This window comes from Paenibacillus lycopersici (assembly GCF_010119935.1).
GTDB lineage: Bacteria > Bacillota > Bacilli > Paenibacillales > Paenibacillaceae > Paenibacillus_Z > Paenibacillus_Z lycopersici.
In genome coordinates this window covers 213,849-235,066 of the sequence record NZ_CP048209.1, presented here as the reverse complement: position 1 = coordinate 235,066, position 21,218 = coordinate 213,849, and the positions used below count along the sequence as shown (strand labels likewise).

The following is a 21,218-nucleotide window of genomic DNA, read 5'->3' as shown; positions in this document are numbered from 1 at the left end:
TGAATCCCGCGGGGTTTCCGATGGGCTGCGTCGTCCCGTCGCCTTCGTTTTCAACAAATTATGGGGCGCGTCCATATCGGATTCCTGACAAATCGCCGTCCGAACCTGTCGGGATTGCGTGAGAACAAGGGAAAACTTTTTGGCGTGGGCGGGTATATTTATTCGATCTGCCGCATATTAAAGGCTTGCAATGGGGAATCAGGGAGGGGAAGCAGGCCGGAAAATCAAAAAAGACAGTGCCCGAGGGCACTGTCCGACTTCATGCTATGCTATTAAACGCGCTTCGCTCCGCGTCCGCCGCGTTTGGATTCGGTGTTCTTCTTCAAAGAGGACATCCGCTCTTCGCTGTCTTTCAGGAAGCGAGACACTTTATCCTCGAACGATGGCTTGCCGTATGCTGGCTTGCCGCCGCCGGCTTTGTTGAATGGACGACCGCCGCCGCCGCCACCGCCTGGACGATTGAAGCCGCCGCCTGGTCCGCGATCGCCGCCGCCCGGACGATTGAAGCCGCCTGGACGATCTCCGGAACGCTCGCGTTGAGGAGGTACAGAACCTTCTGGCCGGTCGATTGCTTGTTTAATGGAAAGCCCGATCTTTCCGTCCTTGTCTACGTTAATGACCTTGACTGTCACGATATCGTCCAGCTTCAGGTGATCCTTAACGTCCTTGACGTAGTTATCGGCAATCTCTGAGATGTGAACTAGCCCTGTGACACCTCCCGACAAATCGACGAATGCTCCGAAATGCGTAATGCCTGTCACCTTGCCTTCTAACTTGGCGCCCACTTCAATTGCCATAGGTAAAAATGTTCCTCCCTAACCGTTATGCGAAGCTGCTTGCTTCGTGATCCGACGTCCTTGCGGGCTGCCGGCAAACAGAATGATGGTAAGCCGAAAAATGCGGTTACTTAAGGTGATTATACCCGAACAATAGAAGCAAGGCAACAGACGGATACCCGTTTCTGCGCCTATCTATGGCTGCTGAAGCACCTCGATCGGCCGTTCGCCCTTCTTGACCATGCCGAGCTCCTGCGTCGCCTTCAGGCTAATGTATTCCGGATCGTTCAACCGTTTCACTTCAAGCTTCAAATCCTCGGTTTTCTGGGCAGCCTCATTAAGTTTCGACTGGGCAGCCGCCAGCTTCTGCTCCGCTTTTCCTTGATGTTCCAACTGCGTGATGAATGTATAGAGCGCCCAGCCCATGAAAAGCAAGACGAACATCAGCCATATTTTCAATCTACGCTTCGTGCCCGTGCGTGCGGACGATGCGTTCGCGTTTGCCGTTGCCATCTCATGGACCTCCTGACGGTGGTGTTAGTCTTCCTTCTTCTCGTCCTTGCGGCTCTTCCGGCGCTGCCAGAATCCGCGAACGGCGCCGACGCCGGCCTTGAACCTGTCTGGGATCCGCCACTTGGCAATCATCGGATTCATCCGGTCGTCCCACCAGCGGAATACCGGTCTCCACAGCGGCTTCGTCATCCAGGCCAGCAATAGCCAGAAAGGACGAACCAATTGTACCACAATTCTGAAGAGGAAAATAGTAAACACCCTGAAAAAGGCCAGAAGGAGCTTCGCCAGCCTGTACAGCAGGATGAACGGTTTGACGATCAGCAGATTGACGGTTTGGACGACAAGCTTCGCGATCGCGCGGATCGTCCGGATAAGCAGCTTCACAAGCCGCACGGTAAGCTTGCTGAACAGCCAGTAATAACAGCCGATGCCGAGAAGAAGGCCGAGAAACACGTAGAGCCGCACTTCGCCGTGATTGCTGGAGGACAGCACCTGGAACACGGCGATCGTGGCGGCGATCCAATAGAGCAGATCGAAGACCGGCACCCAGATGCGGCTGATCCGCAGCTCGTCCGACACAACGCGGTAACCGTCGAAAACGATGCCCATCCCGATCCCAGAGAGAAGCATCGTCATCATGGTCAGCCATTGAACGCTTAAACTGACGTTCACTTGAAGATCTTCCCGAACAGGCCTTTGGATTTCGCGGCCGTGCTGCCGTCCAAATACGTCAATGAATGGACAAGCCCCTCAATGGCGACAAGCCCCTGCTCCAGGCTTAAATGCTTCATGTGCAGATTCTGTCCGCGAATCGCCAGGAAGCCCAGCTCCGTTTCCAGCAGAAACTCTTCCACGTCGAAGCTCTCCACGTTCATCACGCCGGTAATCTCAAGGATCTTGCGGTTAAGCATTTTGATTTCCTGGCGCTTCTGTCCCTTGCTCCCCTGCTCCATCATTGCCCCGTCCCCCTCCTAAGAGCGTACTGGTAACTGAGACTAGCCTATGGGCGAAGGAGGAAGTTTAGAACCTGTCCTGCCGCAGCATCTGCCCCTGCATGCACGGGCGAACGCCACTCCATCCCATTCATCCAAGCTCTCGGCCGAGGAAGGACATAGAATAGGGAGTAAAAGGGCAGATAAGGAGAGAATGCGAGGATGAAAGCAAGCAGGCTTAAGGAAGTACGGCGGTCGCGGTCGCGGAAAACAGGACATGCGCACAAGCAGCGGTCAGCTGGCGGAAGGACGGCCGCGGCAATGGCAAGCACTCCTCGAGCGGCTGCCGGCACAAGCGCCTTGGGCGGATCGACGGGAGAACAGGCGCCGCGCTTCTCGCCTGCCGTCCGTGCGATAACTCCGACTGCGGTCGGCGCGGGAACGGGGCCCGAAGGCGCAAGCGCCGCGCCAGGCTTGGCGGAGGGCGGTCTTCCCGGAGGCATGGGCGGAAATTCGGCTGCCGCTCCGGTTACGGGCGACGATGGGAGCCAGGCGGCAGCCGGTCCGGTTCAACCGGCTGAACAGGCGCAGTGGAACGCGGCGAGCTATAAGCCCGAGACCTGGTTCACCCGCATCGGCGGCATGGAAGGCATCATGGCCGGCATGTCGAACGCGCAGAAGCTGTACGGGATGTACAAACAGATCCAGCCTATGGTGAAATGGCTGAACGGTCTCGGCGGGGGCGCGACGGCCGCCATTCAATCCGTGGCGAAGGGCGCCCCGCGCCGCCGAAGCGGCCGAGGCGGCAAGCCGTCGGCTTCCGGCGCGCGCAGGACGGTTCGTGCCGGGATGAAGAACCGGTAGCATGGAAGGATGAAAAGACGGCCTACCCGGCATCGCGCCGGGTAGGCCGTCTTCTTTATTGCCGTCTTTATTGCCAGTCCATTTTGTCAGGCTGGCGCGATTCTTCTTTCAGCAAAGTATACATTCCGCTCGCCTCGTCCTTCTTGGTCGTCTCCACGATTCGCTCGACGCGGACGGTGACGATCTTCTGGCCGTATTGTATCTTGAGCTCGTCGCCGGCTTTGACGGTGCTGCTCGCTTTGGCTTCGCGGTCGTTGATCCAGACGCGTCCTTGTTCGGATACGTCCTTCGCGACGGTACGCCGCTTGATCAAACGCGATACTTTGAGAAATTTATCCAGACGCACTTACTTGATCGCGTCCTTCAGTTTATTGCCGGCTTTGAATGCAGGAACTTTCGATTCCGCGATCGTGATCGGGTTGCCCGTTTGCGGGTTGCGGCCCGTGCGGCCGGAACGCTTGCGAGTCTCGAACGTGCCGAAACCGATCAATTGCACTTTGTCGCCGCTCGCGAGAGCGTCCGTCACTTCGCCAAGGAAGCTGTTCAGGACAGCTTCGACATCGCGCTTCGTCAATCCGCTTTTTGCCGAAATGTTGTTCACCAGATCCGTTTTGTTCATCGTGATAATCCTCCTAATAATCCAAATATAGTTGTAGGCAGTTTGAAAGCCGCCGCATAGCTTGATTTCCTCAACGTACTATTCTGCTTGGTAGCAAATAAATCCTGCCTGACTGGAAAATATTTTTGCGCTTTTATGAGGAAATAAGCCGAATTTTGCCGAATCGTTCGAGATTTTCTACGGAAGCCGCTTCGCTTCCTCCCAGAATCGATCCATCTCTGTTAAATCAGTTTGGTCAAAGGTTCGGCCGCTTATACGAAGCTGCTCTTCAATATATGAAAATCTCTTCTTGAATTTCATATTCGTGCGGGCAAGCGCTTCTTCCGGATCGGCATGAACGAATCTCGCGGCATTCACCACCGCGAATAGTAGATCGCCCAGCTCGTTCGCCTGCTCGTCGGCGTCCTTGGCCTCGATCGCTTCGCGGAGCTCGTCGAGCTCTTCGGCGATCTTATCCAGCACCGGCTCGACCTGATCCCAGTCAAAGCCGACCTTGGACGCTTTCTTCTGCAGCTTGTACGCTTTCATGAGCGCGGGCAGATCCGGCGGAATGCCGTCCAGCTGAGAGGCTGCGGCAGGATCGATGCCCTTGCGGCGCTTCTCCTCGGCCTTCATCTGCTCCCAGTTCTTCAGCGCCTCCTGCGCATCGCCTGCCGCCGAGTCGCCGAACACATGCGGATGGCGGAACAGCAGCTTCTCGTTCAGCGTCTGGATGACGTCGTAGACCGTGAACGTGCCGACCTCCTCTTCCATCTGGCTATGGAGCATGACCTGCAATATGACGTCGCCGAACTCCTCGCGCATGCCGTCGGGATCGTCGTTGTCGATCGCTTCGATCGCTTCGTACGTTTCCTCGATGAAATTCTTGCGGATGGATTGGTGCGTCTGCTCCATGTCCCACGGGCAACCTTCCGGTCCGCGCAGGATCGAGACAATCTCGTGCAGCCGTTCGAAGCTGCGGTTGCGCAGCGACTCGTCCGTGGAGCGCGGCAGCCAGATGAGCGACAGATTGCCGTAGCCCGGCGTCCGGTCGAGCTCATACAGCGGCACAGTTACGATTCGTTCTTCCCCCGGAACGCCGAGCGCATGTCCGATCGTCACGGGATAGTCGTCCGGCAGCAGCTCCATGAGCGTCAGCTTCACGTCGGACGCCGTGAAGGCGTCGTACACTTGGCCGATGACGGTATGCAGCTCCGTGCGGATCAGCGACGGCTTCAGATCGGCGGCGTCCAGCAGCTGGAACCCTTCGATCGGGTCAAAGCCAAGCCGCGTGAACGCCTGGTCCAGGAAGCTCTCGCCGCCGAGGATGTCGAGCCTGACTCCGTGCTCGGGGCAGCGCTCCCGGAGCAGCTGCACCGCCCGCTCCGCCACCATCGGATGGCCGGGAACGGCGTAAATGAGGGATTGTTTCGCTTGGGCCTGCTCGATCAGCGCGTTCGCGATCGCTTCATAGACGTCCGGAAACGAGTCCAGCTGCTCGTAGAGCGCATCGAACGATTCATAGGCCAGGCCGTGCTCGGCGAACAGCCGCATCATCGGATGCTTGTCCGTGCGCACGTAGCGGTGCTCGGTCTCCTGCAGCCTGCGCCATACGCCCAGCGTGAGCTGGTCGGCGTCGCCGGAGCCTAGGCCGACGACGGTGATAGTCGATTGCATGTATGTATTCCTCCTTTATGGGGTTTGGGCGAGTTGGTTATTCGGTGCCTGCGGCGCCGGGTGCACAGCTTGGCGCCGGGTGCGCGGCTTGGCGCCGGGTGCGCGGCTCGGCGCCGGGTGCGCGGCTTGGCGCCGGGTGCGCGGCTCGGCGCCGGGTGCGCGGCTTGGCGCCGGGTGCGCGGCTCGGCGCCTCCGGAGTGCGCTGCGCGCACGGGCGCCGCAGCGCATGGCGGCGCGCTGACGGCCTAGGCGCCTCGGGGCAGCAGGCGCCAACGGCTCAAGCGGGCGGCGAGCGCATCGCCGCCCGGCAGCGCGCGCAGCTCGCGCGCGGTAACGCCGCCGAAGCGCAGCACGGCGGCGGCAAAGGCCGCTCCGCCGAGGGCGGTGCCCCCGAGCGCGAGCGCGGCCGCTGCCGCCCGCGGCGGCAGCGCAAGGCCGAGCAGCGGAGCCCCGCCGCGCTCGGCCAGGACCAGCACCGCGGCCATGCACGCGAGTGCGAGTCCCATGCCCGCGGCGCGCCGCGCGGGCATCGCCGCGCCGGCGGCGCGGCTGACGGCCGCCGAGCCGAGCAGGGCGGCCGCCGTGAGCGCGGCGATGCCGGCGCAGGCCGCGCCGACGGTGCCGAGCGCCGGCACGAGGGCGGCGTTGAACGCCGCCTTCATCGCAGCGGCGGCCAGCATGAGCAGGGCGGGGGTGCGAACCGCCCCCAGCCCTTGAAGCACGGCCGCGGCGAGCGCGCTGACGGTGCCCGCGAGCGCCGTGCACCCGACAAGGGCGAACGTGCGCGTCCCGGCAGCGTCCGCGTACAGCATGACATTGATGGGCTCGGCCAGCAGCGCGAGCCCCAAAGCCGCGGCTGCGCCGATCCCCCACGCGGCGCGCAGGATGAGGGCCGCCTGCTGCCGGACAGCGGCTCCGTCGCCGCTCGCGCGGGCGCCCGCCAGCGCGGGAACGAGCGCCCCGCCCATCGCGCCGGCAACCATGACGACCAGCTGCACAAGCGGCTGGCCCCGGCTGTACAGACCGAAGAGCGCCATCGCCTCGTCCTGCGCCAGACCGGTGCCGCGAAGCAGCCGCGGAACGGTGAACGCGTCCACGACGTTCAGCACGGGCACCGCCAGCGCCCCAAGCGTTACGGGGACGGCAAGCCAAGCTAGCCGCCGCATCAGGCCAAGCAGCCCTGCCCCGCGTTCATTCGCTGCACGCTCAGCCATAGGCCCGCGCGCAGCTGCGGGCCCCGAGCCGTCTTGCTCCGCTCGCGCTTGCTGCATCTCCGTGCGACGCGCCTGCTGCCGCCCGGACGTCCCCTCCTGTTCCAACTGTCCGAGCGCCACATGCTTATGCTCCGCCTGCATCCCGGACGCTTGGACATCCGTCTCATTCGGATCGGCTCTGTCTCCGACCCGCCCATCCGGCCGGCTGTCTCTGTCCGCCAGCTTGTCCGCTCGTCGTTCCCGCAGCCAATAGGCCGCGATGACGATAAGCCCGGCCAGTCCGCCGATGGCCGACCCTGCCGTCGCGCCCGCCGCAAGCCGGTCGTCCGGCCAGCCGAGATGCCAGCCCAGCATGAGCAGCAGCAGCATGCCGGCGACGCGCACGGTCTGCTCGGACAGCTGCGATACGGCCGAGGGCAGCATCTGGCCGCGTCCCTGATAATAGCCGCGGAACGCGGCCATGGCCGGGGCAACCCAGAACGCCAGCGCGGAAGCGCGCACCGCGGAGGCCGCCGCGTCGTCGCCGAGCCAGGCGGCGACGTTCCGCGAACCGGTCCACAGCAGCAGGAACCCGGCCGCGCCTCCGGCGGACAACAGCCAGACGCTCGCCGTCAGCACGCGCGACGAGCCTTCCCGATCGCCGGCCGCTTCCCGCTCCGCGACGAGCAGCGACACCGCGACGGGGAAACCCGCCGTCACCATCACGAGCAGCAGCTGGTAGAGCGGATAGACGGCGTTGTAGATGCCGAATACCCGGTCGCCGGCAATGTTCTGAAGCGGAATTTTCTGCAGCGTGCCAAGCGTCTTGCTAGCCAGCATTGCAATCCCCATCACCGCGGCGCCCTTCATTAGCCGGGGGCCGCCGCCTCCGGCGTTCCTTCTCCGACCGCCAGGCGCGTTCGGGCTGTCGCCGCCGGCTCGCCTAACCTCGTTCCGCTCGGCGCGTCCGGATCCGTCTTCGGATCGAGCCCCGACCAGCGGGCCGCCGTAGGGCTCTTCTATCCGCGCTGCGAAGCCCCCGCCATTCCCCGCCGCGGCTTCGGCCCGCAGACCGTCGCCGCCGGTCCGCCCCGCAGGCACGGCGCCTTCGCCCGCAGCCGCTCTTCCGGCTTCGGGCCCGCTCTCCGCCGCCGCGAGCCGTTCTTCCGCATCGCCGCGCAATGCCGAACGCCCGCTCCCCGGCGCGGCTCCGCGGATCTCCGCTTGCTTTTGCTTCAACTTCCGCACCTGCCTGTCTCTTCTCCTGTCTCCATTATACCCTAAACGCAGACGCGATGAGTCCGGACGGCGGCAAGAAACGGCAGACGCGGCCGAGATTACGCGAGGCAAGCGCCATGAATCGCAAAAAAGCTTCCCCGAAGGTATCTCCTTCAAAGGAAGCTGCTGCGTTATCAGGTCTCTAATTCCAGCCCGCCGGCTATGCTATTGCTCCATTTGCTTCGCCAGGAAGCCGGCGGCGGTTTCCACCATTTTCGTTTCCATCTGCGACATCTTCACCGCTTCGTCCTTGCTCAGCAGCACGACCGTTCCGATCGGATCGCCCCCGGCCACGATAGGCGCCGCCACGAAAGAGCTGAACGTCTCGCCGATATCCTTCACGACCTCGAACGAGCCGCCGCCGGACTCCACCACCGTTTTACGGTTGTCCATGCAGCCTTCAAGCATCGAGCCGATCTGTTTCTCCAGGTATTCCTTCTTCGGCGCACCGGCCACGGCAATGATGTTGTCACGGTCCGTGATGAGCGTAATATGGTTGGTGCTCTCCGACAAGGACTCCGCATACTCCTTCGCGAAATCGCCGAGCTCGCCGATCGGGGAATACTTCTTGAGGATGACTTCTCCGTCGCGATCGACGAAGATTTCAAGCGGATCGCCTTCGCGAATACGCAAGGTGCGGCGGATTTCCTTGGGAATGACGACCCTGCCGAGATCATCGATACGACGGACAATTCCAGTTGCTTTCATGTTCTAGTTGCCCCACTTTCCTTGAAGGTTTTGAATTCGACTGGACAATTGTACTGCTGATGCACTGCCGGCCAAGCTTTATTATTCAAGAGGAGAGAATCCTTGAAAAGAGGTGTTGATCGAACTGACCATAGTATTCATCCCCTCCCATTTTCTTATGCATTGTGTAAACGCCGCACGTCCCGCCCGAAACACCGACGGCGGCATGCTGCCGGAGAATGACGAAAACCGCCCCTCCCGATCCGGAGAGACGGTCCTCGCATGGACAAGCATCCTGCATTATTCACGATCGCCGAAGCGATCGTTGCTTACAGAAAAGCGATGCACACCGGCTTCACCGACGCGAACGCGTCTCCGGTCGGCTGCAGTCGTCCGGTTGCCGCATCGATCCGGAACGAGACGATCGAGTCGCTGTCTTGATTGGCTGCCAGCATGAATCCTCCATCGGGCGAAATCGCGAAGTTTCGCGGCGTCCTGCCTCCGCTGGACATGATTTCGACAAGCTCGAGCAGCCCGTTCCCGTCCTGCGCGATCCGGTAGACGGCGATGCTGTCATGCCCCCGATTGGATGCGTACAAGAAGCGGCCGTCGTTCGATACATGAATGTCCGCGCAGGTGCTCTCGCCCTCGAACGTCTCCGGGAGCGTCGGCACGGTCTGCAGCAGGGTCAGCTCGGACGCCTCTCCCGCGTAGCCGTATACGGCCACCGTGCAGTCCAGCTCATGGACGACATACAGCCGGTCGCCCGCCGGATGGAATGCCATATGGCGGGGCCCCGCTCCGGCGGCCGTCTTGGTCGCATGATGACGGACCAGCTTCCGCGCTTCATGGTCGATCCGGTAATGCACGATTTCGTCGGTCCCCAGGTCGGCCACGAGCGCGAAGCGATTGCCCGCATCGATAATCGACGAATGCGGATGCGGCGCTTCCTGCCTGTCATTCCTCGGCCCGCGTCCCTCATGGACGGCTTGGTCGGCAAGCGTCAGCGCCCCGTCTTCCCCGATCGCGAACAAGCAGACGTTGCCGCCGGAATAGTTCGTCGCGATCAGCAGCCGTTCCTTCGCATCCAGCGTCAGGTGGCATGGCGACCCGCCCAAGGTGGACGTCTCGTTAATGGGCGACAGCGTGCCATGCCCGGCGTCAATGGCGAAGCTGAACACGCTGCCGGGCTCCGCTCCCGTCTCGCTGACGGCGAAGAGACGCGTCCCCGCCGCGTTAACGGCGAGGAACGAAGGGTGATGTATGCCCGCCAATCCCGAGCCCTCGGCCAGTCCGCCGTTATCCAGCAGCCGCATCGCTTTAATGCCTTCCTGTTCCTTCGTCGCGTAAGAACCCGTATAGAATTGTCCCATGTTTCTTCCTCCCCGCGTTCATCTATTGCAAAACAAGCCCAACCGTTCCCGGCTGGGCTTGTCCGACAACCACTGTCTTCGAAGTAAAGCCGATCGCTTATTTGCTTTCGGTTTTGCTCTCGTTCCCGGCTGCATCGTCTTTCTTATCGGTATTCGTCGTGCCTGTGTCGGTCGTGCCGCCGTTCGTCGTACCGCTGTTTTTGCCCGAATCCGTGCCGGTACCCGAGTTCGTCGTGCCCGTACCCGAATCGGCCGCTTTCGGCAGGCTGATATTCGTGATCAGGCTCGGCAGCTCGTCCGTCATGTACGCCTGCAATTTCGCCGATCCCGCTTCCTGCTTCAGGCCCGCCTTGTCCGCGTCGGACAGCTTGTCGAACGGCGTAGGCGTGCGCTTCTCGACTTTCATGACGTGATAGCCGTACTGCGATTGAACCGGATCGCCGACTTTGCCGATTGCCTGCTTGTTGGCCGCGTCCTTGAATTCCTGCACCCAGCCTTTCGCCTGCTTGTCCTCGTACAGACCGCCGTTCTCCTTGGAGCCGTCGTCGTCGGAATATTGCTTCGCGAGCTCTTTCCAGTCGCCGCCCGCGTCCAGCTTCGCCTTCACTTCTTTCGCTATCTTGAGCGCGTCCTCGTCCTTGCGTTTCTCGGCGCCCGTTGTCGGATCGACCGTGGCGATCAGAATATGGCGGACGCTGACGATATTGTAATCGTCCTTGGTCGATTCATACTGCTTCTGCACTTCGGCGTCGGTCACTTTGCTCTCTTCGTCTTTCATGATGCTTGTGATCATCGTGTAGAAGTGACGGATGTCCGCCTCTTTCAGGCCGGCGTCGTCCGCCTTCTTCTTCGTATCCGCGTCGTTCGCGAACACCTGCTCCACCTGTGCGTAGAAGTCGTCGATATTCTTCTGGTCCGCATCGCTCAGCTTTTTGTCGGAGAGGGGCTTGTACAGAATTTTATAGCCGATGTACTCCCGCAGGAACTGCTCCTGCAGCTCCGGAATGCTCAGATACGCTTCCGTCTGCGGTTGCACGATGCCGAAGAACGTGGAATACTTCTTGAACTCGGTGTCCGTGACGGTGCCGTCCTTGTACGTCGCGATGACCTTGCCCGCCGCTTCCCCCTCCTCCTTCTTCTTGCCGCAGCCTGCCGCAAGCACGACCACGAGCACGGCGACAAGCGCAAGCAGGATCGTTCTTCTTGCCGGTTTAATGCGTAACATCCTGTAGTTCCCCTTTCGATTGGATAGTATCTTTATACTGCGTCAAAAACCGTTCCAACAGCTCCAGCTTCAGCTCTACGGACAGCCCTTTGCCGCGCAGCAGCACGGCCGGATGAGGCTCTTGTCCCGGAATGCGCGCGAACCTGTTCTCCAATTGCAGGCAGATGCGGTCCACCTTCTTCGCATCGAACCGCTTCTTCTCCCGTTCCGCGAATTTAAGCGTAATATCGTCGCCCTTGCCGCCGATCTGTTCGATGCCGCAAATCGCGCCGTACACCTTGAGACGGGCCACGGACAGCAGATTGTCCACCGACTGCGGCAGATCGCCGAACCGGTCGACCAGCTCGTCGCGCAGATCGTCGCCTTCTTCGAAGGTGCGGACCGCGGCGACCTTTTTGTAAATCTCTATCTTTTGTATGCTATCGTAAATATAAGAGGAGGGCAAGTAGGCATCGATGCTCATATCGATCGACGTGCTCACTTCCTTCGGCTGCTCCTCGACCTCGCCGCCCATTTCGGCTTTGCGCTTGGCGATCTCGTCGGCCAGCATTTGCGAATACAGATCGAAGCCGACGGACGCGATGAAGCCGTGCTGCTCCGCGCCGAGCAGGTTGCCCGCGCCGCGAATCGACAAGTCGCGCATCGCGATCTTGAACCCGGAGCCGAGCTCCGTGAATTCCTTGATCGACTGCAGTCGTTTCTCGGCGACCTCCGTCAGTACTTTATCCCGCTGGTACGTGAAATACGCGTACGCGATCCGATTGGAACGTCCGACCCGGCCCCGCAGCTGGTACAGCTGGGACAAGCCCATTTTATCCGCGTCGTGCACGATCAGCGTGTTGACGTTCGGAATGTCGACGCCCGTCTCGATAATGCTGGTGCTGACGAGCACGTCCGACTCCCCGTCGAGGAAGTCGAGAATCGTCTTCTCCAGCTCCTGCTCGGACATTTGGCCGTGGCCGACCGCCACCCGCGCATCCGGCACCAGCGCGTTGATCTGCTCCGCCATTTGATAGATCCCCTGCACCCGGTTGTACAGGTAGTACACCTGTCCGCCGCGCGCCAGCTCGCGCTCGATCGATTCCCGCACGAGCGACGGGCTGTATTCCACGACGTACGTCTGCACCGGGAACCGGTTCTCCGGCGGCGTCTCGATGACCGACAAGTCGCGCACGCCGAGCATGGACATGTGAAGCGTACGCGGAATCGGCGTCGCCGTCAGCGTCAGCACGTCGACGTTCGTCTTGAGCCGCTTCAGCTTCTCCTTGTGCGACACGCCGAAACGCTGCTCCTCGTCGACGATGAGCAGTCCCAAATCCTTGAAAATAACGTCCTGCGACAGCAGGCGGTGCGTGCCGATCACGACGTCCACCGTGCCCGCCTTCAATCCTTTCATCGTCGCCGTCTGTTCCTTCTTGGACCGGAACCGGCTTAACACCTGCACGTTGAACGGGAAGCCCGAGAACCGTTCGCGGAAGGTCTCGTAATGCTGCTGCGCGAGAATCGTCGTCGGCACGAGCACCGCGACCTGCTTGCCCTCGATCGCCGCCTTGAACGCGGCGCGCACCGCCACCTCGGTCTTGCCGTAACCGACGTCGCCGCACAACAAGCGATCCATCGGACGCGGCGTCTGCATATCCTTCTTGATCTCCGCGATCGCGCGGAGCTGGTCGCTCGTCTCGTCGTACGGGAACATCGCTTCGAATTCCTGCTGGTACGACGTATCCGCCCCGAAGCCGAACCCGGACGTCGCCTGCCGCTCGGCGTACAGCTTGATGAGCTCGTCGGCGATATCCTTGACGGACGACTGCGCCTTGCTCTTCACGCGGGTCCATTCGCTGCCGCCCAGCTTATAGACCTTCGGCTCCTTGTCCTCGTTGCCGACATACTTCTGAATCAGGTCGATCTGCTCGATCGGCACGGACAGCTTGTCGCCGCCCGCGTACATGATATGCATGTAGTCCTTGTGGATACCGGCAATCTCCAAGGTGCCGATGCCCATGTATTTGCCGATGCCATGGTTCTGGTGCACGACGTAGTCGCCGACCTTCAGCTCGGTATAGCTCTTGATCCGCTCCGCATTGTCCATCTTCTTGTCGAGGCGGCGCGCCTTGCGCTGCTTCTGCGAGAACATCTCGCCCTCGGTGATGACGATGAGGTGCACGGACGGCAGCTCGAACCCGCTCTGCAGGTTGCCTTCGATCAGGATCGGCGGCTCGATGCCGTAATCCTGCAGCACCCGCCGCATGCGGTCCATCCGCTCCGCGCTGCCGGCGAGCATCATAACGGTCGCCCCCGCCTTGCGCCACCGCTCCATCTCGGTTTTGAGCACGTTCATCTGGCCGTGGAAGTTCTGCATCGCGCGGCTGACGACGTTCAGGATGTTCTGCGGCTGCGTATGCGGAATTTGGCGCAGGAACAGCGACAGGAACAGCGTCGGGAACGGACGGTGGAACAGGACGTCGTCCGACGGGCGCGCCAAAGCAAGCGCCGGAAGCGCTTTGCCGTTCGTCATCAGATGCGTCGACCATTCCGCTTCGTCCCGCTCCAGCTGGCGGCCGGTTTCGATCAGCCGGGTCGGCTCGTCGTAGATCAGCAGCGTATCGCTTGGCACATAATCGAATAAGGTCTGCCGCTCCGGATAGAGCAGCGAAATATATTTATAGAGTTCCGGAAAATACTGATGCTCCCGCAGCTTCTCGATCTCGGCCCCGATCTCCGCGCGCAGCCGGTCCTTGGCCGTGCGGTCCGTCATCTTCTGCAGCTGCTGCTCAAGCAGCTCCGACGCATGCTGCGCTGCATTCTGGAACCGGCGCAGATCGGCCGTCAGTTCCTTGCACGGCGGCACGGTGTACGCGTCCAGCTTCTCGATCGAGCGCTGGTCGGAGGAGTCGAACGTCCGAATGGAGTCGATTTCGTCGTCGAACCATTCCACCCGGTACGGATGCGGCGACGTCAGCGGGAAGAAATCGACGATTCCGCCCCGGACGCTCATTTCGCCCTTGCCTTCTACTTTATCGACGCGCTCGTAGCCGAGCTCTACCATCTGCCGTAAAAACGCTTCCAAAGCTAGCGTCTCGCCGACCTTGACCAGGATGCGCGCGTTCGCCATGAAGGCGTTCAGCGGCAGAAAGCGGCGAACGCCGGAGAACGGCACGACAACGATCCCGCGAAATCCTTGCGACAGCCGGATAAGCACATCCATCCGCTGGGCAAGCACTTCCGGGCTCGATATCGCCGATTCGGCGGCGACCAGCTCATTGGCGGGGAAGAGCAGCACTTCCCCCGGCGACAGACATTCCACGAGATCCTCTGCGATCTTCTGCGCCGCGAACATATTGTGGGTGACGACGAGCATCGGGCGGTCGAACTCACGCTTGAGCGCGGCGATCATGACCTGCCGCGACGAGCCGGCCAGTCCCGAGACGAGCTGCTCGCGCATCCCTTTCTTGATTCCGGATACGATGGAGCCAAAATCCGTATCCGCGGCGTAAGCTTCCAATAATGCTTTCAAGTTAGCGGCACCTCGTTTCATTCCAAACCAAAACCGTTCCTGGGCAGCGTAACGGGAAGAAGCCGCCTGCGCTGCCGGACGGCGGCGGGCAGGCTCTATCCCTTCCTGCTATTGCGGCGGCAGGACCGCGCAACAGGCTTGTTTCCAATAGATCAAAAAAGAAGCCTCAGCCGTTCGCCAAGGCTCTTCTATCGCGCATCACTGCAGCGGATTCACCACGAGCAGCAGCTCGGGATTGCTCTCGATCGCTTCACGGCAGTAGTCGCATACGACGTTGACCGTTACGTCTCCATTCGAGTTATACGCTATTATATCGCTGCGCTCTTCGGGGGTCAAGAAATGGAAACCCAGCTGCGCCTCCGAGACATGCGCGTTGTCGATCGAGCCCATGGGCGTTTTGCAATGCCGGCAAACGTAATTCACAGCCATATTTATGCCTCCTGAGTGGTCGTTATACCCTGGCCAGCGAACTTTCTCTGATCCGCGAGCTTCTCTCAGCGTTCAGTCGTACGTTCCCGTTCGCTCTCCGGGTATGCATCCTATCCTCAGTATGCCCGCGCCCGCCGAAATTTAACGGTTATATTTGGCCATCGTCCGCTCGAACGGATTCGTCAGCGCGAATTCGACCGCGTCGCAGCTCTCTTCCACCATCGTCTTCAGCAGCTCGTTCTCGCTCTTCGGGAAATTCGAGAGGACGTAGTCCGAGATAATCATGCCGTTCTTCGGACGCGAGATGCCCAGCCGAATCCGGTTGAACGTCTGCGTGCCCGTATGCTGAATAATCGATTTGATGCCGTTGTGCCCGCCGGCGCTGCCCTGATACCGCAGCCGGATTTTGCCCGTCTCCGTATCCAGATCGTCATAGACGATGATGGCATCCTCCAGCTCGGCCTTATAATAGTCCATGAACCCGCGCACCGTCTCGCCGGACAGGTTCATATACGTCATCGGCTTGATCAGCGCCACCTTCGTGCCCGCGACATGTCCTTCGCCGATCAGCCCCTTGCATTTGCTCTGGGTTACCGCGATGCCCCACCGTCTGGCCAGCTCGTCCACGACCATAAAACCGACGTTATGCCTTGTTCCCTGATAAGCGGTTCCGGGGTTGCCGAGACCTACGATCCATTTCATGCTGCAATCGTCAACTCCTATAAGTAATCTTAGAATTCCCGATAAGAATCCCCGAAAATTTTCTTCGTCCCCCATGCAACGAATCATCAGCCCAAATGATCATATGTATAGTGGCGGCGTACTGCCGAACTTCGTATGCAAAGGGGCGTTTAATGCGATGTATGTAAACGGACAGCGGATCTACGACGACAGCCATTTCCAGGATCATCGTGATTGCAACGTGCCTGTGCAGGTGTATTGGCGCGACGTGCACCATGATATCGGCTTCGTCGACGAGATCAGTTCATCGTACATCAAGATGAATAATATTTTCTACAGCCGCAAGCAATTTACCTTCGTCTCCAGGCCCGGCTACTGAAAAAAATAAAGGGGCTGCGCCAGGCAGCCCCGATTAACCCGATCATGCTATTCCGATTCCGAGGTGTGCACGGCCATCTTGGCGCCATGCGACCGCTCCGCGGCTGCTTCCGCTTCCTCGGCCGCTTCCTCCGCTTCTTCCGCGGTCAGGTCTTTCTGCGGCATGAGGATGGTCACGACGACCTGATCGGCGTCCATCCGCGTCGTTACGCCCGCAGGCAGCTTCAAGTCCCCGACAAGCAAGTTCTCGCCGATACCGAGCCCCGCGACATCGACTTCGATCGCTTCCGGTATCCGATTCGGCAAACAATGAATCTCCAGCTCGTGCAGCATGGCCTGCAGAATGCCGCCTTCGCGCACGCCTGCGGAGTCGCCGGCCATATCCAGGCGCACCATCGTCTTGATCTCTTGATTCATATTCACTTGATGAAAATCGACATGCAGCACGTTTCGCGACAGCGGCTCGCGCTGTACCTCCGTCATCATGACGGGGCGCTTGCCCTCGCCGGGAATGTCTAGCTCCAGCAGGGCATGGGGATGCGCCCGGAGCAGCGAAGTGAGCTCCTTCTCGCTCACCGCCACATGGAGCGGCTCCGTTAGTTGCGTGCCATATACGACGCCGGGAACGCTGCCTCTCTGCCTCATCTGGCGCAATTCGCCCTGCGTGCCGGTTTTCCGTTGTTCAGCCTGAAACGGGATTGCCATGGTGGAAACCTCCTTGTACAAATCGATTTCCATATATTCATACCCATTCCGGCACGGAATTAAACGAGTCCGCATGACGCGGCGGCGCCTCGGCAGCCGTCGGCGGACGCGCAGAAGAGCCCCGGGCATCGGAGCGCCCCGGGGCTCGCGGCTTGTGCAGCGCTTCTGCCCAAGCTGCCGGCCGTTCTTCGCTGCCGGCCGTTATTTCTTCGATTTCGCTTCCTTCTTCGCCTTCGCGCGTCCGCGCAGCTTCTCGGCGTAGCCCGGCTTGTTGACCTGGCGCTCGCGCGCGATGGCCACATCGTTCGCGGGCACGTCGTTCGTGATCGTCGAGCCGGCCACGACGTACGCGCCGTCGCCGATTTTCACCGGAGCGATGAGGTTGACGTTGCTGCCGACGAAGGCATTGTCGCCGATTTCCGTCATCGCCTTGTTGTACCCGTCGTAGTTGACCGTAATCGCGCCGCAGCCGACGTTAACGTCTTTGCCGACTTTGGCATCGCCGACATAGCTGAGATGCGATACTTTCGTGCCGTCGCCCAGCTCCGCGTTCTTGATCTCGACGAAATCGCCGATTTTCACGCCCGTGCCGAGCTTCGAGCCCGGACGAAGATAGGCGAACGGACCGACGGCGCTCTCGTCGCCGATCGCCGCTTCCACGGCGACGGACTGCTTCACCGTGACGCCGTTGCCGATTGTCGTGTCCGTGATGTCCGCATTCGGGCCGATGACGCAATCCTCGCCGATCACCGTCGCTCCCCGCAGCACCGTCCCCGGATAGATAACCGTGTCGGAACCGATCGCGACGTCAGCTTCGATGTACGTCGCGGCCGGATCGATGATCGTCACGCCGCCGAGCTGATGCTTGCGTACGATGCGCGCGCGCATGAGCGCTTCCGCTTCGCCCAGGCCGACGCGGTCGTTGACGCCGATGCCCTCGGCGAAATCCGGCGTGCAGTAAGCGCCGACGGTTTCCCCGGCGTTCTTCAGGATTTCCATCACGTCCGTTAAGTAATACTCGCCCTGCGCGTTGTTGTTCGTCACTTGGGCAAGCGCCCGGAACAGCTTCTTATTATCGAAGCAGTACATGCCCGTGTTGATCTCCGTGATCGCCGCCTGCTCCGGCGTGCAGTCCTTCTGCTCGACGATGCGCAGCACGTTGCCGGCGTCGTCGCGAATGATGCGGCCAAGGCCCTGCGGATTCGGCACGACCGCCGTCAGCACGGTTGCGGCCGAACGGGTCTCCGCATGGATGCGCAGCAGCGACTGGATCGTCCCCGACGTGACGAGCGGCGTATCGCCGTACAGGATGACCGTCGTGCCTTCTTCGCCGCCAAGCAGCGGCTCCGCCTGCTGGACCGCGTGGCCGGTGCCGAGCTGCTGCTCCTGAAGCACGATCTCAACGTCGCTTCCGAGATAAGCGCGAACGGTTTCCGCCCCGTGCCCGACCACGACGACGGTGCGCTCGCAAGCAGCGTCCTTGACCGTCTGAAGCACATGCGCCACCATCGGCTTGCCGCAAACGGGATGCAAGACTTTATATAATTTGGATTTCATGCGTTTTCCTTGACCTGCCGCAAGGACGATAGCCATTACTTTCACCGAATGTTCCTCCTGCCCCGAGCCAATTGCGGCTCATATCAATGCTCTACTGAATATAGCGTATCCCGGGGCAAAAGAAAAGAGAGCCGAACGGCTCTCTTCCTCTCTGCCCCAATATTCCCAATTTAAGCGCCTTCTTCAATAACTTCTTCTTCCGTGGCCGCACGCTCGTACTCAGCAAGAACGGCAGCTTGGATCTTCTCCCGTGTCGTCGAAGAGATCGGATGTGCGATATCCCGGAACTCTCCATCCGGCGTACGCTTGCTCGGCATTGCCACGAACATACCATTGTTGCCGTCTATCACGCGAATATCGTGAACGACAAACTCATTGTCAATGGTAATGGAGGCGATAGCCTTCATGCGACCTTCGGAATTTACTCGGCGGAGTCTAACATCGGTAATTTGCATCTGTGTTCACCACCTTTGCCTATCGAAGACTTGGTGTATACTTCCACACAGCAATACGATTTCCTTCATAGTTCTGGAAAATAATTGGCTGAATTTTAAATATTTTTTTAAATGAAAGATTATTCTATTTTATTCGACTTCAATCGCTACAATCAGTTCAATTTCGACAAGGACATCCTTCGGAAGCCGCGCCACCTCTACGGTTGAGCGAGCGGGCTTATGATCGCCAAAGTAGGAAGCATAGATGGCGTTGACGGCCGCGAACTGGTCCATGTCTTTGATGAAGACGGTCGCTTTGGCAACGTCGGCGAATGTCGCGCCCGCCTCGGTTAGCACCGCTTCCAGGTTGCGGAACACTTGATGCGTCTGTTCCTCGATGCCGCCCTCGACGAGTACGCCGTCCGCGTTCAGCGGAATTTGGCCGGACGTGAAGAGCAGATTGCCGAGCTTGATCGCTTGCGAATAAGGTCCGATCGCTGCAGGAGCTTTCGTAGTCGAGACGATTTGCGGTTGTTGTTTCATCGTTCAATAACCTCCGTTAGTTCTCAATGGGATTGAAATAGTTGCCCGGGACGACGGTCGTCTGCTTCGTCTTCATGTCCACGGCCGTCAGTTTGGCGAGGGACACATAGTCCTCCAGCAGCCGCTCCTCGGTATCGAGCTCGCCGGATTCCACGAACACCCCGACGCCCGCGACCTTCGCGTTGAATTCATAGAGCAGGTCCATCATACCTTGAATCGTGCCGCCGGCTTTCATGAAATCGTCCACGATCAGCACCCGCGCCCCTTCCTTCAGCGCGCGGCGGGCCAAGGACATCGTCTGGATGCGCTTATTGGAGCCCGAGACGTAGTTGATGCTCACGGCGGAGCCTTCCGTCACCTTGTTGTCCCTGCGGACGATGACGACCGGCAGGTTCATGCATGCCGCCGTCGCATAGGCGAGCGGGATGCCCTTGGTTTCCACCGTCATGATGACGTCGATCTCCGCGTTGGCGAAAGCCGTCGCGAACATGCGGCCGACATCGGCAAGCAAGCCCGGCTGGCCCAGCATATCCGTCATATATAGATAACCGCCGGCAAGCACGCGCTCCGGCTGCTCCAGCTGGCGGCATATGCCGTTCATGATGGATAAGGCCTCGGCGTCAGCCATCTTCGGCGTATACTTCACGCCGCCGGCAGCGCCGGCAAGCGTATGCAGCTCGCCAAGTCCTTCTTCTTCGAACACTTCTTTAATAATGGCCAAATCCTCGCTGATGGACGACTTGGCAGACTGATAACGATCTGCAAATGCTGTTAGAGAAATTAACGTATGGGGGCGCGTAAGTAAGTACTGCGTCATTTCCACTAACCTTGCACTCCGTTTTAATTTCTTCAAACCGTACCCCCCCATGCTAAATCCGAATATTATAAAGTCAATATACCATTTTCATACGGATTTAATCAAGATTTACGTAGGCTTTATGTTAGCATTCTTACCACATAAACTTCTTTACAGAAGCCGCGCAGCCCATTATAGATGCGGGACACCTTGGCCTCCTTGCTTACCAGGCCGAAGACGGTCGGGCCGCTGCCGGACATGAGCACGCCGTCGGCGCCCAGCCGCTGCATGATGTCCTTCATCTGCAGCACTTCCGGATGCAGCTGCAGCGTGACCGTTTCCAGCACGTTGCCGAGATTCGCGCACACGTCGGCGAAGGATCCTTGTGAAATCGCTTCCACCATATCTTGGGTCGAAGGATGCTGCTTCAGCTCCGAAGCGCGCAATTTCCCGTATACGTCGGCTGTCGACACATTGATCGGCGGCTTCGCCAGAATGACCCAGCATTGCGGCGGGTTCGGAATGCGCTCGAGCTTCTCGCCGCGGCCGCGCGCGATGGCCGTGCCTCCCGTTACGCAGAACGGCACGTCCGAGCCGAGCTCCGCGCCGAGCGTGCACAGCTCGTCCTCCGAGATGCCGAGCTGCCATAACCGGTTCAGTCCGCGCAGCGTCGCGGCCGCATCGCTGCTCCCGCCCGCAAGGCCCGCGGCCACCGGAATGTTCTTGTCCAAATGAATATATACGCCCTTGCGAACGTTATAGCGGTCCTTGATCAGCCTGGCCGCCTGAAAGGCCAGGTTCTTCTCGTCCAGCGGTATGTATCCGGCCTGGCTGGATATAAAGATGGAGTCGCTCTGCAGCTCCTCCATTTCGAGCCGGTCCGCCAAGTCGACCATCGTCATGATCATTTCGACTTCGTGAAAACCGTCTTCGCGCTTGCGCATGACGTCCAAGAGCAGATTGATCTTGGCCGGCGCCTTCTCATAAATCTTCATGTTCGATTCACCCGTCCATTATCGTTAAACTTCACATATTATAACAAAAGGTCATAAGAAAAGCTAAGAT

At 60.0% G+C, this 21,218-nt stretch carries 22 protein-coding genes; 2 read left to right on the top strand and 20 right to left on the bottom strand.

The genetic code is table 11. The features are described 5' to 3' along the window. Positions 1 to 272 precede the first annotated feature (272 nt). From GXP70_RS01060 to yabP, 4 genes are all read right to left on the bottom strand, one after another. The gene (locus GXP70_RS01060; RefSeq protein ID WP_162354777.1) at positions 273 to 797 is read right to left on the bottom strand and encodes a S1 domain-containing RNA-binding protein; all 525 of its coding nucleotides are present in this window, start codon (positions 795 to 797) and stop codon (positions 273 to 275) included. A 174-nt stretch (positions 798 to 971) separates the two neighbouring features. Further along, entirely contained in the window at positions 972 to 1,289 is a 318-nt protein-coding gene (locus GXP70_RS01055; protein ID WP_162354776.1) for an FtsB family cell division protein, read from the bottom strand. Positions 1,290 to 1,313: 24 nt separating this feature from the next. Continuing rightward, positions 1,314 to 1,961 carry a spore cortex biosynthesis protein YabQ gene (gene yabQ / locus GXP70_RS01050; RefSeq protein ID WP_162354775.1) on the bottom strand — a complete coding sequence of 216 codons (648 nt, stop codon included), beginning with the start codon at positions 1,959 to 1,961 and terminating at the stop codon, positions 1,314 to 1,316. Further along, positions 1,958 to 2,242, bottom strand: a complete 285-nt coding sequence (yabP, locus tag GXP70_RS01045) for a sporulation protein YabP (protein ID WP_404822345.1) — start codon at positions 2,240 to 2,242, stop codon at positions 1,958 to 1,960. The genes yabQ and yabP overlap by 4 nt, the downstream gene beginning before the upstream one ends. A gap of 300 nt (positions 2,243 to 2,542) precedes the next feature. Between yabP and GXP70_RS01040 the strand changes: the two genes are divergently transcribed. Next, positions 2,543 to 3,085 carry a hypothetical protein gene (locus GXP70_RS01040; protein ID WP_162354773.1) on the top strand — a complete coding sequence of 181 codons (543 nt, stop codon included), beginning with the start codon at positions 2,543 to 2,545 and terminating at the stop codon, positions 3,083 to 3,085. Between the two features lie 67 nt (positions 3,086 to 3,152). Here GXP70_RS01040 and GXP70_RS01035 read toward each other — a convergent pair whose 3' ends face one another. The 10 genes from GXP70_RS01035 to pth form a co-directional block, all read right to left on the bottom strand. Then, positions 3,153 to 3,431, bottom strand: coding sequence for an RNA-binding S4 domain-containing protein (locus GXP70_RS01035; RefSeq protein WP_162354772.1), 279 nt, complete (start codon positions 3,429 to 3,431; stop codon positions 3,153 to 3,155). Continuing rightward, positions 3,432 to 3,704, bottom strand: coding sequence for an HU family DNA-binding protein (locus GXP70_RS01030; protein ID WP_162354771.1), 273 nt, complete (start codon positions 3,702 to 3,704; stop codon positions 3,432 to 3,434). 177 nt (positions 3,705 to 3,881) lie between these two features. Continuing rightward, positions 3,882 to 5,360, bottom strand: coding sequence for a bifunctional methyltransferase/pyrophosphohydrolase YabN (locus GXP70_RS01025; RefSeq protein ID WP_162354770.1), 1,479 nt, complete (start codon positions 5,358 to 5,360; stop codon positions 3,882 to 3,884). 245 nt (positions 5,361 to 5,605) lie between these two features. Further along, entirely contained in the window at positions 5,606 to 7,792 is a 2,187-nt protein-coding gene (locus tag GXP70_RS01020) for a polysaccharide biosynthesis protein (protein WP_162354769.1), read from the bottom strand. Positions 7,793 to 7,996: 204 nt separating this feature from the next. After that, positions 7,997 to 8,539, bottom strand: a complete 543-nt coding sequence (spoVT, locus tag GXP70_RS01015) for a stage V sporulation protein T (protein WP_162354768.1) — start codon at positions 8,537 to 8,539, stop codon at positions 7,997 to 7,999. 308 nt (positions 8,540 to 8,847) lie between these two features. Continuing rightward, positions 8,848 to 9,891 carry a lactonase family protein gene (locus GXP70_RS01010; RefSeq protein ID WP_162354767.1) on the bottom strand — a complete coding sequence of 348 codons (1,044 nt, stop codon included), beginning with the start codon at positions 9,889 to 9,891 and terminating at the stop codon, positions 8,848 to 8,850. A 97-nt stretch (positions 9,892 to 9,988) separates the two neighbouring features. Further along, a complete protein-coding gene (locus tag GXP70_RS01005; protein WP_162354766.1) occupies positions 9,989 to 11,116 on the bottom strand; it encodes a peptidylprolyl isomerase in 1,128 nt (375 codons plus the stop codon). After that, a complete protein-coding gene (gene mfd / locus GXP70_RS01000; protein WP_162354765.1) occupies positions 11,103 to 14,651 on the bottom strand; it encodes a transcription-repair coupling factor in 3,549 nt (1,182 codons plus the stop codon). Before mfd ends, GXP70_RS01005 begins: the two co-directional genes overlap by 14 nt. 177 nt (positions 14,652 to 14,828) lie before the next feature. Beyond that, positions 14,829 to 15,059 carry an anti-sigma-F factor Fin gene (locus tag GXP70_RS00995; protein ID WP_162354764.1) on the bottom strand — a complete coding sequence of 77 codons (231 nt, stop codon included), beginning with the start codon at positions 15,057 to 15,059 and terminating at the stop codon, positions 14,829 to 14,831. Between the two features lie 141 nt (positions 15,060 to 15,200). Next, positions 15,201 to 15,761: an aminoacyl-tRNA hydrolase gene (gene pth / locus GXP70_RS00990; RefSeq protein WP_162354763.1), complete on the bottom strand. Its 561-nt coding sequence runs from the start codon at positions 15,759 to 15,761 to the stop codon at positions 15,201 to 15,203. Between the two features lie 157 nt (positions 15,762 to 15,918). Here pth and GXP70_RS00985 point away from each other — a divergent pair, with 157 nt between their 5' ends. Next, positions 15,919 to 16,119, top strand: coding sequence for a hypothetical protein (locus GXP70_RS00985; protein WP_162354762.1), 201 nt, complete (start codon positions 15,919 to 15,921; stop codon positions 16,117 to 16,119). Between the two features lie 47 nt (positions 16,120 to 16,166). Here the strand turns inward: GXP70_RS00985 and GXP70_RS00980 are convergent, their stop codons facing one another. From GXP70_RS00980 to ispE, 6 genes are all read right to left on the bottom strand, one after another. After that, positions 16,167 to 16,823, bottom strand: coding sequence for a 50S ribosomal protein L25 (locus GXP70_RS00980; protein WP_162354761.1), 657 nt, complete (start codon positions 16,821 to 16,823; stop codon positions 16,167 to 16,169). 201 nt (positions 16,824 to 17,024) lie between these two features. Next, on the bottom strand, positions 17,025 to 18,425 hold the full coding sequence (glmU, locus tag GXP70_RS00975) for a bifunctional UDP-N-acetylglucosamine diphosphorylase/glucosamine-1-phosphate N-acetyltransferase GlmU (protein ID WP_162354760.1): 1,401 nt from the start codon (positions 18,423 to 18,425) through the stop codon (positions 17,025 to 17,027). A 125-nt stretch (positions 18,426 to 18,550) separates the two neighbouring features. Next, positions 18,551 to 18,835 (bottom strand): septation regulator SpoVG, encoded by a 285-nt coding sequence (spoVG, locus tag GXP70_RS00970; RefSeq protein WP_018759486.1) that lies wholly within the window; start codon positions 18,833 to 18,835, stop codon positions 18,551 to 18,553. A gap of 129 nt (positions 18,836 to 18,964) precedes the next feature. Next, positions 18,965 to 19,357 carry a RidA family protein gene (locus tag GXP70_RS00965; protein WP_162354759.1) on the bottom strand — a complete coding sequence of 131 codons (393 nt, stop codon included), beginning with the start codon at positions 19,355 to 19,357 and terminating at the stop codon, positions 18,965 to 18,967. Between the two features lie 16 nt (positions 19,358 to 19,373). Further along, positions 19,374 to 20,210 carry a pur operon repressor gene (gene purR / locus GXP70_RS00960; RefSeq protein ID WP_162354758.1) on the bottom strand — a complete coding sequence of 279 codons (837 nt, stop codon included), beginning with the start codon at positions 20,208 to 20,210 and terminating at the stop codon, positions 19,374 to 19,376. Positions 20,211 to 20,293: 83 nt separating this feature from the next. Further along, positions 20,294 to 21,148 (bottom strand): 4-(cytidine 5'-diphospho)-2-C-methyl-D-erythritol kinase, encoded by an 855-nt coding sequence (gene ispE, locus GXP70_RS00955; protein ID WP_162354757.1) that lies wholly within the window; start codon positions 21,146 to 21,148, stop codon positions 20,294 to 20,296. Positions 21,149 to 21,218: the final 70 nt, after the last annotated feature.